Origin of the sequence: Streptomyces sp. NPDC001137 (assembly GCF_040298885.1) — a bacterium.
Lineage (GTDB): Bacteria > Actinomycetota > Actinomycetes > Streptomycetales > Streptomycetaceae > Streptomyces.
This window is the reverse complement of sequence record NZ_JBEPBA010000016.1, coordinates 99,971-113,700: the sequence shown is the minus strand read 5'-3', so window position 1 is coordinate 113,700 and position 13,730 is coordinate 99,971. Positions and strand designations below refer to the sequence as shown.

Here is a 13,730-nt window from a genome sequence, read left to right as displayed (position 1 = left end):
CCCTTCGTTGCCTGGTCAGGCAGCCTGAGGCCGTGGCGGGAATTGAACCCACGTACCTCGCTTTGCAGGCGAGTCCCTAAGCCACTCGGGCACACGGCCGGGTCGATGCGGAGCGCCTGGCTCCGTTCCGAACTCGGTGAAACGACCGTACGGCCGGGCCGGGAGGGAGCTCAAGGGAAACACGGGGGCTGCAACGGGACTGCCATACGGCGTTCATGAACGGGCGGCGGCCGGCCGTGCCGGGTGACACCGATTGGTACCACGTAGTACCGTCGAAGCATGGCTGGACTGAACCTGCGGTTTACGGACGAAGAGCTCGACGCCCTGCGTGAGCGTGCGGCGGCCGAGGGGCGCAGCATGCAGGCCTTTGCGCACGACGCGGTGATCGCGGCTATAAACGAGCACTCCCGGCTGTTCAACGAGGCCGCTGAGCACGTCCTGAAGGCGAGCGCCGAGCTGAACCGGAGGCTCGCCTGATGCACTACCTCACCCTGCCCGAGCTGCTGAACCTCGCACAGCGGCTCGGGGCGGACGAGGTGCGTGACTACGGGCTGCTGGACTCGGCCCTGGCGCGTCCGCAGTCGAGTGTCTTCGGGCAGGACGCCTATCCGGACGTGTGGCAGAAGGCCGCCGCGCTGATGGAGTCCCTTGCACGCAACCATGCCCTCGTGGACGGCAACAAGCGCATCGCCTGGTACGCCACCTGGGTCTTCCTCCACATGAACGGGCACCCGTTGGACGCCGACTTCGACGTGGACGAAGCGGAACGTTTCGTGCTGGATGTCTGCCAAGGCGCTCTGGACGTACCCAAGATCGCCGCCCAGTTGCCCCGCTTCGCACGCTGACTGTGACCTCGGTCCCACCCGTCGGCGACGTGGCCCCGTCCGCGCGTTGACCCAACCGAGGCGCCGGTAGGGTGGCCCGGTTGTCATACCCAGCCGAGCCGCCCCAACAACCCACGGAGACCGTGACTACCACCGCCGCCAGCTCTGCCTCGCACTCCCACCACCTCTCTCCCGCCTTTCCCGGCCGTGCCCCCTGGGGCACCGCCAGCAAGCTGCGTGCCTGGCAGCAGGCGGCGATGGAGAAGTATGTCCAGGAGCAGCCCCGCGACTTCCTCGCCGTGGCCACCCCCGGCGCCGGCAAGACGACCTTCGCGCTGACGCTCGCCTCCTGGCTGCTGCACCATCACGTCGTGCAGCAGGTGACCGTGGTCGCGCCGACCGAGCATCTGAAGAAGCAGTGGGCGGAAGCGGCGGCGCGCATAGGCATCAAGCTGGACCCCGAGTACAGCGCGGGTCCGCTCGGCAAGGACTACCAGGGCGTGGCCGTCACGTACGCCGGTGTCGGCGTGCGGCCCATGCTGCACCGCAACCGCGTCGAGCAGCGCAAGACCCTCGTCATCCTCGACGAGATCCACCACGCCGGTGACTCCAAGTCCTGGGGCGAGGCCTGTCTTGAGGCCTTCGAGCCGGCCACGCGCCGGCTCGCGCTGACCGGTACGCCGTTCCGCTCCGACACCAATCCCATCCCCTTCGTGACGTACGAGGAGGGGAACGACGGGATCCGGCGGTCCGCCGCCGACTACACCTACGGCTACGGCAACGCGCTCGCCGACCACGTCGTGCGGCCCGTCATCTTCCTCTCCTACAGCGGCAACATGCGCTGGCGCACCAAGGCCGGTGACGAGATCGCCGCCCGGCTCGGCGAGCCCATGACCAAGGACGCGATCAGCCAGGCCTGGCGCACCGCCCTCGATCCGCGCGGCGAGTGGATGCCCAGCGTGCTGCGCGCCGCCGACCAGCGGCTGACCGAGGTCCGTAAGGCCATCCCGGACGCCGGCGCCCTCGTCATCGCCTCCGACCAGGACTCCGCCCGCGCCTACGCCAAGCTGATCCGTGAGATCACGGGCAACAAGGCGACCCTCGTCCTCTCCGACGACGTCGGCGCCTCGAAGCGGATCGACGAGTTCAGCGAGAGCAACGACCGCTGGATGGTCGCCGTCAGGATGGTGTCGGAAGGCGTCGACGTGCCACGCCTCGCGGTCGGCGTGTACGCCACCACCATCTCCACCCCCCTCTTCTTCGCCCAGGCCGTCGGCCGCTTCGTGCGTTCGCGGCGGCGCGGCGAGACCGCCTCCGTCTTCCTCCCCACCGTCCCCGACCTCCTCACCTTCGCCAACGAGATGGAGGTCGAGCGCGACCACGCCCTCGACAAGCCGAAGAAGGAGGGCGAGGAGGACCCGTACGCCGAATCCGAGAAGGAGATGGAGGAGGCGAACAAGGAGCAGGACGAGGACACCGGTGAGCAGGAGGAGTTCTCCTTCGAGGCGCTGGAGTCCGACGCCGTCTTCGACCGGGTGCTCTACGACGGCGCCGAGTTCGGCATGCAGGCCCACCCGGGAAGCGAGGAGGAGCAGGACTACCTCGGCATTCCAGGGCTCCTCGAACCCGATCAGGTGCAACTCCTGCTCCAGAAGCGGCAGGCCCGGCAGATCGCGCACAGCCGCAAGAAGCCGGACGCCGAGGCGGACCTGCTGGAGCTGCCCGCCGAACGGCGCCCGGTCGTCTCGCACAAGGAGATGATGGAGCTGCGCAAGCAGCTCAACACCATGGTCAGCGCGTACGTCCACCAGAGCGGCAAGCCCCACGGCGTCATCCACACCGAGCTGCGCCGCACCTGCGGCGGCCCGCCGAGCGCCGAGGCCACGGCGGGACAGCTGCGCCAGCGGATCGCCAAGGTGCAGGAGTGGGCCACGCGTATGCGGTGACGGCCGCCGCGTGCCGTACCGGTCGTGCTGTACGTATCGGGACATACGGAGGTACTCCCTCCCCGTATGTGACCGGATTCTGGACGGATACTTCCGCTCAGCGAACCCCCTTCGCTACTGTCCGGCTACGCACACGCCCCGTGGCAGCGCCGCCGCGGAGCGCAGCCGTGAAGCGACGCGGCCCGGCAGCGGCCGGGCCGCCGGCCGATCGGCGGCCTCTGTTGCGCGTCATCGACGGGACTCGGTGACGCACCGCCGCGCGGAGGTCGCCGACCTCACCACTTGGAGGAGTGGGCGTCGTGACCGCGGAGACTTCCCAGACGCTCGACCGGGGGCTACGAGTCCTCAAGCTGCTGGCCGACACGGACCACGGGCTGACCGTCACCGAGCTGTCCAACAAACTGGGCGTGAACCGGACCGTGGTGTACCGGTTGCTCGCCACGCTGGAACAACATGCGCTCGTACGGCGTGACTTGGGTGGCCGCGCCCGGGTCGGGCTCGGGGTGCTCAGGCTGGGCCGGCAGGTGCATCCCCTGGTGCGGGAGGCCGCGTTGCCGGCGCTCCGGTCGCTGGCCGAGGACATAGGCGCGACGGCTCATCTGACGCTGGTGGACGGGGCGGACGCGCTGGCCGTGGCGGTCGTCGAGCCGACGTGGACGGACTATCACGTGGCGTATCGGGCCGGGTTCAGGCATCCCTTGGACCGGGGCGCCGCGGGCAAGGCGATCCTTGCCGCGAGGGCCAAGCCGGCGGCGGAGTGCGGGTACACGCTGACGCATGGGGAGTTGGAGGCGGGGGCCAGTGGGGCCGCGGCGCCGCTCCTCGGGGTCACCGGGGTCGAGGGCAGCGTCGGTGTGGTGATGCTGGCCGACGCGGTGCCGGAGCGGGTCGGACCGCGGGTGGTCGATGCGGCCCGGGAGGTGGCCGAGGCCCTCCGCTGAGCGGCCCACCGGGTTGGCCGATGCGCCAAACCGCTCCCGTCACCTCTGGCCGATCCTCTCACCGCTGTCCGCCCGTCCGCCCGCATCATCAGGGGCCAGGCAGTGGAACAGCGGAGAGGGTGACCAGTGGACGCAGTCGGAAACCGGGCCGAGGTAGGGCAGCAGACGGGTCCGCTCGACCTCACCTCCGATGTCGTCGCCCTCACCCGCGCCCTGGTCGACCTCCCCTCCGAGAGCGGACAGGAGGACCGGATCGCGGACACCGTCGAGGCCGCCCTGCGGGGCCTCGCCCATCTCACCGTCGAGCGGATCGGCAACTCGGTCGTCGCGCGTACCGGCCTCGGCCGCCCCCGACGGGCCGTCCTCGCCGGGCACCTGGACACCGTCCCGGCCGCGGGGAACCTGCCCTCCCGGCTCCACGACGACCGCGTCCACGGCCTCGGCGCCTGCGACATGAAGGGCGGCGTCGCCGTCGCCCTCCGCCTCGCGGCCACGGTCCCGGCCCCCACCCTCGACCTCACATACGTCTTCTACGAGTGCGAGGAGGTCGAGGGCGACCGCAACGGGCTGCACCGGATCGCCGCCGAGCGGCCCGAGCTCCTGCGAGCGGACCTGGCGATCCTCATGGAACCCTCCGACGCGGGTGTCGAGGCCGGCTGCCAGGGCACCCTCACCGCCGACATCGTGGTGCGCGGGGCGCGCGCCCACACCGCCCGCTCCTGGATGGGCGCCAACGCCGCGCACCTCGCCGCCCCCGTCCTCCAGCGGCTCCACGACCACGTGCCCGAGCGCGTCGTGATCGACGGGCTGGAGTACCGGGAGGGCCTCAGCGCGGTCGCGGTACGTGCCGGGGTCGCCGGGAACGTCGTACCGGACGAGTGCGTGATCACCGTCAACTCCCGCTTCGCGCCGAGCCGTTCACCACAGGAGGCGGAGGCTCGCGTGCGGGGGCTCTTCCCCGAGTACGAGGTCCGCGTCACCGAAGTCGTCCCCGGCGCCCTCCCGGGGCTGGAGCGCCTCGCCGGCCTCGTGTCCGCTCTCGGCGCCTCACCCCGCCCCAAGCTGGGCTGGACGGACGTGGCCCGCTTCGCCGCGCTCGGCACACCCGCCCTCAACTACGGCCCCGGAGATCCGACGCTGGCGCACACGGCGGGAGAGTGCGTACCGGTCGAGCACCTGCGCACCTGCGAGGAACGCCTCAGGAAGTGGCTCCTTCAGGCACCTTTGAGCCCCGCCAGCGTCCGCAACTGAAGCCACAGCACCAGCCGTTCGTCGGGGTCGTCGAGGTCGATCCCGACGTGCTGCTGTGCCTGCTTCAGGCGGTAGCGGCAGGTGTTCGGATGCACGGCGAGCAGCTTCGCCGCGCCCGCCATGTCACAGCCCGCGTCGAACCAGCTGACCAGGGTGCGCGCATAGTCGGTGCCGTGCTGCTCGTCGTACGCCAGCACCCGCCGCCACGCCCCCGCGCTCAACTCCCGCCGCTCGCCGAGCACTTCGGACAACCTCAGCAGTGTCACCCGCGGGCGCACCTCGTCCACCGTCGCCACCGGCAGGTCAGGTCCGAGCACCCGCAGCACCAGCTCGGCGTCCTCCCGCGACCCCACGACCTCCACCGGCCCCGCCACCACCTCGCCCAGCGCCGCCCGCACGGGCACCCGCAGCGCCTGCCCGGCCCGCGCCACGATGTCCTCAGCCAGCCTCTTGTGCCGCGCGCCCGGCCCGGGGAGGACCGCGTACACCACCCCGTCGACCAGCACGCACGCGTGCCGCCCGTAACGTGCCTCGCACTGAAGTCGTACGACGTCCAGCAGGCGCAGGGCGGACTGCTCGGCGTCCGGGAGGCTCGCGGCGTCCAGGACGAAGGCGGCCACCCGGACCGCGCCCTCGAGTCCCAGGCGGTCGAAGGCGGTTGCCGGGTCCGCGGTGCCGTCGAGCAGGCGGCGCAGCAGGTCGCTGTTCTGGTGGCGGGCCAGTTCCTGTGCCGCCCGGGCCCGCAGCAGGAGCAGCGCCGCCGTGGACGCGCCCTGCGTCAGGGTCTCCTCGGCGTCGGGTGCGAGCGTGCCGTCGTCGACCACCCAGACCGAGCCGAGCGTCTCGCCGCCCGCGCGGACGGCGACCGCGAGACGCGGCAGGTCGCCTTCCCGGAGCGCGGGCATCCGTACCGGCCCCCGGGCGGCGAACAGTGCCCGGTACTGCTCGGTGTTGGGCGTGCTGGCCGGCACCTGGAGGCCGAGGATGCTCTGCCGCCGGTCCTCGTCGACCGGCTGGCCCGGCACCGTGGAGTAGGCGAGGATCCGCTGGCGCGGGTCCTCCACGGCCGTGGCACCGCCGGTCGCCGCGGCGACCGCGTCCGCGAGCGCGAACAGGTCCCCGAGGCCGTTCACCGACGGTGCGGGCCGGGCCGCGATCGCCGAGGACAGCAGCAGGTGGACGTGGTGCCAGGCCGCGTCCTCGTCGACCGACAGCAGCGCGAGGCCGTGCGTCTCCGCCTCGCCGGCCGGCCCGTCCGGGCCGCGTACGACGAGCCCGGTCATCCCGGCCTCCGCGGCCACCCGGACGAGGGGACCCGCGGCCGCCGCCCGCACGCCCACGGCCAGCAGCAGCGCGCCCGGCGCAGGCGGCAGCGGGGCGTGGGCGTCGTAGAGCAGCGCCTCGGTGACCGGGGCGGCGAGCCCGGCGGGGGCCGTGTGCAGGCGCAGCGAGGGGCCGCCGATGACGTCCAGCAGGTCGCCGAGGGTGCAGGCGTCCATGGGGCTCCTCGGGTGCGGGTGCGGTCGTACGGCGGCCGGTTGGCCGATTCCGAAAAGAACGTACGCAGCGGTTGTGCAGACGCACAACCCGGGGAGGTGTGCCGGGCTCGAAACTCGACTCATGACCCTCGACAGCCCGCCCGGAGTGAGCATTCGCACCGTCCACGACGTCGCCGGTCTCGCCGCCGTCGCCGACTACTTCAGCGAGGTCTGGCAGACCCCGCGCAGCGCCCCGCCCTACCCGGCCGAGGTGCTGCACAGCCTCGTCCACGCGGGCGGCGCCGTGCACGCCGCGTACGACGGGACGCGGCTAGCGGGAGCGTCGGTCGCGGTGTTCGGGCCGCACGGGGACGCGTACTCCCTGGTCGCCGCCGCCGACCGGGGCCTCGGGTACGCCGTCAAGCAGGCCCAGCGCGCCTGGGCCCGCGGCCTCGGCGCCGGCACCATGCGGTGGACCTTCGACCCGCTGGTCGGCCGCAACGCCCGCTTCAACCTGGCCAAGCTGGGCGCCACCGGCACCGAGTACCTCGTCGACTTCTACGGCCCCATGGCCGACGGCGTGAACGACGGCGACGAGAGCGACCGGCTGACGGTGACCTGGGAGCTGGCGGCGCCGGCCCCCTCGTCCGAGACCACCGACCGGGACACCGCCCCCGGCACCCACACCGCCCCCGACGGCGCGACGCTCGCCCGCCGGGACCCGGCCGGCCGGCACATCTGGTGCCGGGTCCCGGACGACATCGTCCGGCTCCGCGCCGCCGACCCGGAACTCGCCCTGCGCTGGCGGTATGCCGTCCGTGAGGTGTTCACGGAGGCCTTCGCGCAGGGGTTCAGGGCGACGGGGATGTCCCGTGACGGCTGGTACACCCTTTCGAGAGAGGCAGCGGCATGAAGCTGGAACGCGTGGAGATCGTCCATGTGGAGATCCCGCTGGTCACCCCGTTCCGTACGTCCTTCGGCACGATGACGACGAAGGACACCTTCCTGCTCCATGTCGTGACCGACGAGGCGGAGGGCTGGTCGGAGTTCGCCGCCGACCCGGAGCCGCGGTACTGCTCGGAGTTCGTGGCCGGTGCGGAGATCGTGCTGCGGGACTTCCTGCTGCCGCCCGTCGCCGCCCTTCCGCGGCTCACCGCGTCCGCGCTCGCCCCCGCCATGGCGAAGACCAAGGGCCATGAGCTGGCGAAGGCGGCCCTGGAGACGGCGGTCCTGGACGCGGAGCTGCGGTCGTACGGCATGCCGCTCGCCACCTACCTGGGCGCGGTGCGCGACCGGGTCCCCGCGGGGGTGTCCGTCGGCATCAAGGACTCCGTCCCCGAACTGCTGGACGACGTCGAGCGCTACCTCGCCGAGGGCTATGTCCGCATCAAGCTGAAGATCGAGCCGGGCTGGGACGTGGAGCCGGTCCGGGCGGTCCGCGAGCGCTTCGGGGACGCGCTGCCCCTCCAGGTCGACGCCAACACGGCGTACACCCTCGCCGACGCCGAGCATCTGCGGCGCCTGGACTCCTTCGGGCTGCTGCTGATCGAGGAGCCCTTGGACGAGAACAACCTGTACGCCCATGCGCAGCTCCAGAGGCGTCTGCAGACGCCCGTCTGCCTCGACGAGTCCCTGCACAACGCCCGTGACACCGCCTCCGCGATCGCGATGGAGGCCTGCCGGGTCGTCAATGTGAAGCCCGCGCGCGTGGGCGGCTATCTGGAGGCCCGCCGCATCCACGACGTGGCGCACGCCCACGGAGTGCCCGTGTGGTGCGGCGGCATGCTGGAGACGGGTATCGGCCGCTCCCCGAACCTCGCCCTGGCCGCCCTCCCGGGCTTCACCCTCCCCGGAGACACCTCCGCCTCCAGCCGCTACTTCGCCGAGGACATCACCGAACCGTTCGTCCTGAAGGACGGCCACCTGCCCGTCCCCACCGGGCCCGGGATCGGTGTCGAACCGCTGCCGGACGCCCTGAGGCGGTTCACCAGGGAGAAGCGAGACCTGTACGTGAGCCGACCGACACCTGGCCGGAAGTGACCGTCACGTTAGATTGATCCCGTGCTCTCTCGCCTCACACGCCCCCAGGCCCTCGCCGTCTGCGCACTGCCCGTCGTGGCGCTGATCGCCACCGCGGTCCTCGCGCCGCTGCCGTTCTCGCTGGCGCAGCCCGGGCTGACGGCGAACGTGCTCGGGGACAACAAGGGCACCCCGGTGATCACGATCTCGGGGGCGAAGGTTCGGCAGACGAGCGGGCAGCTGCGGATGACGACGATCGAGGCGACCAACCCGGACGCGCATGTCTCGCTGGGCGATGTGATCAGTGCCTGGTTCGCCACGGACCGGGCCGTCATGCCGCGCGACTCGGTGTATCCGAGCGGGCAGTCCACCAAGGAGATCGAGCAGCACAACAGCGCGCAGATGAAGCAGTCCCAGAACGCGGCGACCCGGGCCGCCCTGGACTATCTGCACCTCAGTGACAAGAAGGTCAAGGTCACGCTGAAGCTGGCCGACGTGGGCGGTCCCAGCGCCGGGCTGCTGTTCACCCTCGGCATCATCGACAAGCTGGACGGGAACGGCAGCGGCGGCGACCTCACGGGCGGCCGCCGGATCGCCGGTACGGGGACCATCGACGGCGACGGGACGGTCGGCGCCGTGGGAGGCGTGGCCCTCAAGACGCAGGCCGCGCGCCGGGACGGCGCGACCGTCTTCCTGGTCCCGAAGGCCGAGTGCTCCGACGCCAAGTCGGAGCTGCCGAAGGGTCTGCGGCTGATCCCGGTGACCACGCTGAAGGGCGCCGTGAACTCCCTGGTGGCACTGGAGACGGGCAAGGGGACCGTCCCCAGCTGCTGATTCAGTCGGTGTCCTCCAGGGGGTGCTGCCAGCGGAGGCCGGGGAAGCGGGTGAAGTCACGGTCGGCCGAATAGAAAGTGGCGCCGTGCTCTATGGCAAGAGCGGCGAGGTAGGCGTCCTGGACGAGGTTGGCGCGCGCGCCTACTTTGCGGCACAACCGGTCGAAGATGTCCCAGTGGCGTGGCCCTTCGACCAGCGGGACGGTCGCCGGGGCATCGCGCAGGGCCTGCACGAAGTCCAGTGCGGACTCCACCGGTGCCGGATCGCGGTAGATCCGTGGGTGCGTCACGATGCGCACGAAGCCGCTGAGCACCACCGAGCTGAGGCCGATGGGCTCATCGCCCTGGAGCCGCTCGGTGAGCCATGGGTTGTACGCGGCGTGCTGTTCGACGTCCTTGCGGAAGGAGTACACCAGGACGTTCACGTCGCAGAAGATCATTCGATGCCGTCCATGATGTCGAGCAGCGCGGCGTTGTTGTCCAGGTCGACACCCGGACGGACACCGCCGGTCCCGTAAGTGGGCAGGTTGACGATGTTCTGCGCCGCCGCCACATCCCGTGCGAACGACGCCCGCAGTGCATCCTCTATCACCGCACTGACCGTGACGCGTCTGCGCGCCGCCCGCAGCTTGGCTTCCTGGATCAGGTCCTCGGAGAGGTCGACTGTTGTCCTCATGCATACGAGCGTAAGACGGCTGCATCATGATGCGCCATGGTGAATCGATGATGCACGGAATTGACCGTCCGCATCTACTTCACGAACCCCTCCGCCTTCATCCAGTCCAGTGCCACCTGATGCGGGTCCTGCCCGTCCACGTCCACCTTGGCGTTCAGCGTCCGCGCCACCGCGTTGTTCAGCCTCTTCGTCACCGGGTCCAGGACCTCGGCGATCCCCGGCCACTTCTTCAGGGCCTTGGTGTTGATCTCCGGCGCCACGTTGTAGTTGGGGAAGAACTTCCTGTCGTCCTTCATCACCGCAAGGTTCATGGACTTGATGCGGCCGTCGGTGGTGAACACCTCGCCGTAGGTGCAGCTCCCCTTCTTCACCTGGGTGTAGATGATCCCGGTGTCCATCTGTGTGATGTTCTTCGCGGGCACGCTCATCCCGTACGCCTTCTCCATGCCCGGCAGCCCGTCCGCCCGGTTGGCGAACTCGCTCTCCACGCACAGCGTCACCGCGCCGGGGTCCTTCCTGGCCAGCGCGGCCACGTCGGACAGCGTCCTGGTGCCGTACTTCTTGGAGTTCGCCTGGTTCATCGCCAGCGCGTAGGTGTTGTTGAGGGATGAGGGCGGCAGCCAGGTCAGGCCGTTCCTGAGGTCCGCGTCGCGCACGGCCTGCCACTGCTTCCGCGGATCGGGGATCGGCTCGCTGTTGCCCTGGTACGTGATCCACGCGGTGCCCGTGTACTCGTACATGCCGTCCGCGTCGCCCTTCTTGACCGCCTCCCGCGCTCCGATCGAACCCTGGATGCCCGTGCGGTCGAGGACATCCGCGCCGGCCGCCTGGAAGGCGATGCCCATGATCGCGCCGAGGATGAGCTGCTCCGTGAACTCCTTGGAGGTGACGGTGAGATGGGCGCCCTTGAGGGGCTCGCCCCGGGCGATGGAGCCGGGCTTGACGTCGTCGGCCATGGGCGAGCCGCTCTGCAGGCCGCAACCCGAGGCGGCGATGAGCACCCCGGCCGACAGCAGACACGTACGCCCTCTCACGTCCCCACCTCCAGCCCCCGTGGCCTGAGCAGGAGTTCCGCCAGCGAGGCGAGCCAGTCCACCAGCAGTGCCAGGGAGACCGTGAGGATCGAGCCCAGCACCAGAACGGGCATCCGCTGGGTCGTGATGCCGGTCTGGATCAGCACACCGAGGCCGCCGCCTCCGCCGAAGGTCGCCAGAGTCGCCGTGCCGACGTTGAGGACCAGTGCCGTACGGATACCCGCGAGGATCAACGGGACGGCGAGCGGCAACTCCACGCGCGACAGCACGCCCATGGGGGACATGCCGATGCCGCGTGCCGCCTCCAGCAACGTCGGGTCGTTGGCCTTCAGACCTGCGATGGTGTTCGACAGCACCGGCAGGATGGCGTAGATCGTGATGCCGATCAGGGCCGACTTCATTCCTGTGCCGAGCCAGATGACCAGCAGCGCCAGCAGGCCGATCGCCGGGGTCGCCTGGCCCATGTTGGCGATCGTCATCGCCACCGGGGTCGCCTTCCGGAACGCCTTGCGGGTGAGCAGGATGCCCAGCGGGATCGCGATGACCAGGACGAAGAACGTGGAGATCACGGTCAGTTGGATGTGCTGCCAGAGGGCCTTGGAGACCGCACCGCCCGAGAGCGCGTTCTCGGAGATCGAGTCGAGGTCGGCCTGACGGAACCACAGCCAGGTCGCGAGCAGGACGGCGACGATCACGGCAGGCAGGAACGTCAGCTTCTGCCAGGTGATGCGGGGCTTCAGGGGGCTCGGCGCCGGCGGCGGTGCCTCGGCCTCCTGCGGGTCCTCCTGCGGGGCTTCCTGTTCGGCCTGCTCGGGGTCCTCCAGCTCGGGGGTGGTCATGCCTTCGTCACCCCGCCGGGGCCCTCCTGTTCGGCGTGTGTCTGGGCGGCCCGCAGCTCCTCCAGCTCGTGCTGGGCCTCCAGTGCCTCCAGCCGGTCCGCCTCCAGCAGTTCGTGCACGGAGTTCATGAGCGTCTCCATGTCGACCACGCCCTCGTACTCGCCGCGCCGCCCGGTGACCGCGACCCGCCCCGCGTTGTCGGTGAGGACCGCCTCCAGGGCGTCCCGGAGCGTGGCGTCCCTGGTCACGGTGTCGCTCACCAGCGTGCCCGCCCGGGCCAGCGAGCCCCGCGCACGCATGAGGTCGCCGCGCCTGAGCCACTTGTAGGGCCGGCCGCGCTTGTCGAGCAGCAGGATCTCGTTGGTGCCGCTGCCGCGAAGCCGGTTGAAGATCTCCTGGAGCGGGTCGTCGAGGGTGACGGTCGGGTAGTCGGTGATCTCGACGTCCCGTACCCGGGTGAGGTTCAGCCGCTTCAGGGCGGCCCCCGCCCCCACGAACCCGGACACGAAGTCGTCCGCCGGGTTGGTCAGGATCGCCTCCGGGGTGTCGAACTGCGCGATGTGCGAGCGTTCGCGCAGCACGGCGATGCGGTCGCCCAGCTTGATCGCCTCGTCGAAGTCGTGCGTGACGAACACGATCGTCTTGTGCAGCTCGTGCTGCAGCCTGATCAGCTCGTCCTGGAGGTGGTCGCGGGTGATCGGGTCGACCGCGCCGAACGGCTCGTCCATCAGCAGGACCGGCGGATCGGCGGCCAACGCCCGTGCCACGCCGACGCGTTGCTGCTGTCCGCCCGACAGTTGCCGCGGATAGCGGGCGCGGAACTCGACCGGGTCGAGACCGACCAGGTCGAGCAGCTCCTCCACCCGGGACCGGATCCGCGCCTTGGACCAGCCGATCATCTTCGGTACGAGGGCGATGTTCTGGGCGACCGTCATGTGCGGGAAGAGCCCTGCCGACTGGATCGCATAGCCCACCTTGCGGCGCAGCTTGACCGGATCAATGTCGGTCACGTCCTCACCGTTGATCCGGATGCGACCACCGGTCGGCTCGATCAACCTGTTGATCATCTTGAGTGTCGTCGACTTACCGCATCCGGACGGGCCGACGAAGATGACGAGCTCGCCCGCCTTGATCTCCATGTTGACGTTGTCGACGGCAGGGCTGGGGTTGCCCGGATACCGCTTGGAGAGGTGCTCCAGCTCGATCGTCGCCCCGTGGGTGGCCTCAGGCACGGATCCCCCTGGGAATGGTCAGCCGCCCGACCAGGACGTACGCGGCGTCGAACAGCAGCGCGAGGACGATGATCCCGAGGGTGCCCGCGAGGACCTGGTTGAGCGCGTTCTTGCTGCCCAGCGAGCCGATACCGCGGAAGATCTCGTTGCCGAGGCCCGGCCCGGAGGCGTAGGCGGCGATCGCGGCGATCCCCATCAGCATCTGTGTCGAGACCCGGATCCCGGTCAGGATCGGCGGCCAGGCCAGCGGCAGCTCGATGCGCATCAGCCGCATCAGCCGGGACATCCCGATGCCGCGCGCCGCGTCCACCAGCGACGGGTCGACCCCGCGCAGTCCCACGATCGAGTTCCGCACGATCGGCAGCAGCCCGTACAGCGTCAGTGCGATCACCGTGGGCGGCACGCCAAGGCCCACGATCGGGATGAGCAGACCGATCATGGCGAGCGAGGGAATGGTCAGGATGGTCGAGGTCGTCGTGGTCGCGAGGCTGCCCGCCCAGTCGCTGCGATAGCTGACGATCCCGATCAGTACGCCGATCACGGTCGCCACGACCATGCACTGGAACACGGCGCTGGCGTGCTGGTAGGCGTCGGTGAGCAGCTGCTGGTGCCGGTTGCCCAAGTACTCCCAGAAGCTCATACGCGCGCACCCCCGGC

At 70.4% G+C, this 13,730-nt stretch carries 15 protein-coding genes and 1 tRNA gene; 8 read left to right on the top strand and 8 right to left on the bottom strand.

Annotation, left to right across the window (positions count from 1 at the left end; all coding sequences use genetic code 11):
• Positions 1 to 27: 27 nt before the first annotated feature.
• Positions 28 to 99, bottom strand: a tRNA-Cys gene (locus ABT254_RS28935).
• A gap of 180 nt (positions 100 to 279) precedes the next feature.
• Here ABT254_RS28935 and ABT254_RS28930 point away from each other — a divergent pair.
• From ABT254_RS28930 to dapE, 5 genes are all read left to right on the top strand, one after another.
• Entirely contained in the window at positions 280 to 477 is a 198-nt protein-coding gene (locus ABT254_RS28930) for a hypothetical protein (RefSeq protein WP_124441851.1), read from the top strand.
• Positions 477 to 845, top strand: a complete 369-nt coding sequence (locus tag ABT254_RS28925) for a type II toxin-antitoxin system death-on-curing family toxin (RefSeq protein ID WP_062703422.1) — start codon at positions 477 to 479, stop codon at positions 843 to 845. Before ABT254_RS28930 ends, ABT254_RS28925 begins: the two co-directional genes overlap by 1 nt.
• A 122-nt stretch (positions 846 to 967) precedes the next feature.
• Entirely contained in the window at positions 968 to 2,770 is a 1,803-nt protein-coding gene (locus ABT254_RS28920) for a DEAD/DEAH box helicase (protein ID WP_351476102.1), read from the top strand.
• A 299-nt stretch (positions 2,771 to 3,069) separates the two neighbouring features.
• Entirely contained in the window at positions 3,070 to 3,711 is a 642-nt protein-coding gene (locus ABT254_RS28915; RefSeq protein ID WP_351476099.1) for an IclR family transcriptional regulator, read from the top strand.
• Positions 3,712 to 3,837: 126 nt separating this feature from the next.
• Positions 3,838 to 4,962 (top strand): succinyl-diaminopimelate desuccinylase, encoded by a 1,125-nt coding sequence (gene dapE, locus ABT254_RS28910; RefSeq protein WP_351476096.1) that lies wholly within the window; start codon positions 3,838 to 3,840, stop codon positions 4,960 to 4,962.
• Here the strand turns inward: dapE and ABT254_RS28905 are convergent.
• The gene (locus tag ABT254_RS28905) at positions 4,926 to 6,461 is read right to left on the bottom strand and encodes a PucR family transcriptional regulator (protein WP_351476093.1); all 1,536 of its coding nucleotides are present in this window, start codon (positions 6,459 to 6,461) and stop codon (positions 4,926 to 4,928) included. The genes dapE and ABT254_RS28905 overlap by 37 nt on opposite strands.
• A 121-nt stretch (positions 6,462 to 6,582) precedes the next feature.
• Here ABT254_RS28905 and ABT254_RS28900 point away from each other — a divergent pair, with 121 nt between their 5' ends.
• From ABT254_RS28900 to ABT254_RS28890, 3 genes are read left to right on the top strand one after another with little or no spacing between them, the layout of a single operon-like run.
• Positions 6,583 to 7,353, top strand: a complete 771-nt coding sequence (locus ABT254_RS28900; protein ID WP_351476091.1) for a chorismate synthase — start codon at positions 6,583 to 6,585, stop codon at positions 7,351 to 7,353.
• Complete coding sequence (menC, locus tag ABT254_RS28895) at positions 7,350 to 8,480, top strand: o-succinylbenzoate synthase (RefSeq protein WP_351476088.1); 1,131 nt, start codon at positions 7,350 to 7,352, stop codon at positions 8,478 to 8,480. The genes ABT254_RS28900 and menC overlap by 4 nt, the downstream gene beginning before the upstream one ends.
• Positions 8,481 to 8,501: 21 nt before the next feature.
• Positions 8,502 to 9,293 (top strand): YlbL family protein, encoded by a 792-nt coding sequence (locus tag ABT254_RS28890; protein ID WP_351476085.1) that lies wholly within the window; start codon positions 8,502 to 8,504, stop codon positions 9,291 to 9,293.
• Position 9,294: 1 nt separating this feature from the next.
• On the opposite strand, the gene ABT254_RS28885 is transcribed toward ABT254_RS28890, so the two are convergent.
• The 6 genes from ABT254_RS28885 to ABT254_RS28860 all read right to left on the bottom strand — a co-directional run bounded on the left by ABT254_RS28885 (position 9,295) and on the right by ABT254_RS28860 (position 13,713).
• A complete protein-coding gene (locus ABT254_RS28885) occupies positions 9,295 to 9,732 on the bottom strand; it encodes a type II toxin-antitoxin system VapC family toxin (RefSeq protein ID WP_351476083.1) in 438 nt (145 codons plus the stop codon).
• A complete protein-coding gene (locus tag ABT254_RS28880) occupies positions 9,729 to 9,968 on the bottom strand; it encodes a ribbon-helix-helix domain-containing protein (protein ID WP_351476080.1) in 240 nt (79 codons plus the stop codon). The genes ABT254_RS28885 and ABT254_RS28880 overlap by 4 nt, the downstream gene beginning before the upstream one ends.
• A gap of 74 nt (positions 9,969 to 10,042) precedes the next feature.
• Positions 10,043 to 11,002, bottom strand: a complete 960-nt coding sequence (locus ABT254_RS28875; RefSeq protein ID WP_351476077.1) for a glycine betaine ABC transporter substrate-binding protein — start codon at positions 11,000 to 11,002, stop codon at positions 10,043 to 10,045.
• Positions 10,999 to 11,841, bottom strand: coding sequence for an ABC transporter permease (locus ABT254_RS28870; protein WP_351476074.1), 843 nt, complete (start codon positions 11,839 to 11,841; stop codon positions 10,999 to 11,001). Before ABT254_RS28870 ends, ABT254_RS28875 begins: the two co-directional genes overlap by 4 nt.
• Positions 11,838 to 13,073, bottom strand: a complete 1,236-nt coding sequence (locus tag ABT254_RS28865; protein WP_351476071.1) for a betaine/proline/choline family ABC transporter ATP-binding protein — start codon at positions 13,071 to 13,073, stop codon at positions 11,838 to 11,840. Before ABT254_RS28865 ends, ABT254_RS28870 begins: the two co-directional genes overlap by 4 nt.
• Positions 13,066 to 13,713 carry an ABC transporter permease gene (locus ABT254_RS28860; protein WP_351476068.1) on the bottom strand — a complete coding sequence of 216 codons (648 nt, stop codon included), beginning with the start codon at positions 13,711 to 13,713 and terminating at the stop codon, positions 13,066 to 13,068. Before ABT254_RS28860 ends, ABT254_RS28865 begins: the two co-directional genes overlap by 8 nt.
• Between the last annotated feature and the right edge of the window lie 17 nt (positions 13,714 to 13,730).

Excerpts from the sequence above, each read along its gene's own strand:
- ABT254_RS28930 (WP_124441851.1), top strand. The coding sequence starts at position 280 with ATGGCTGGACTGAACCTGCGGTTTACGGACGAAGAGCTCGACGCCCTG.
- ABT254_RS28925 (WP_062703422.1), top strand. The coding sequence starts at position 477 with ATGCACTACCTCACCCTGCCCGAGCTGCTGAACCTCGCACAGCGGCTC.
- ABT254_RS28905 (WP_351476093.1), bottom strand. The coding sequence starts at position 6,461 with ATGGACGCCTGCACCCTCGGCGACCTGCTGGACGTCATCGGCGGCCCC.
- ABT254_RS28900 (WP_351476091.1), top strand. The coding sequence starts at position 6,583 with ATGACCCTCGACAGCCCGCCCGGAGTGAGCATTCGCACCGTCCACGAC.
- menC (WP_351476088.1), top strand. The coding sequence starts at position 7,350 with ATGAAGCTGGAACGCGTGGAGATCGTCCATGTGGAGATCCCGCTGGTC.
- ABT254_RS28885 (WP_351476083.1), bottom strand. The coding sequence starts at position 9,732 with ATGATCTTCTGCGACGTGAACGTCCTGGTGTACTCCTTCCGCAAGGAC.
- ABT254_RS28880 (WP_351476080.1), bottom strand. The coding sequence starts at position 9,968 with ATGAGGACAACAGTCGACCTCTCCGAGGACCTGATCCAGGAAGCCAAG.
- ABT254_RS28870 (WP_351476074.1), bottom strand. The coding sequence starts at position 11,841 with ATGACCACCCCCGAGCTGGAGGACCCCGAGCAGGCCGAACAGGAAGCC.
- ABT254_RS28860 (WP_351476068.1), bottom strand. The coding sequence starts at position 13,713 with ATGAGCTTCTGGGAGTACTTGGGCAACCGGCACCAGCAGCTGCTCACC.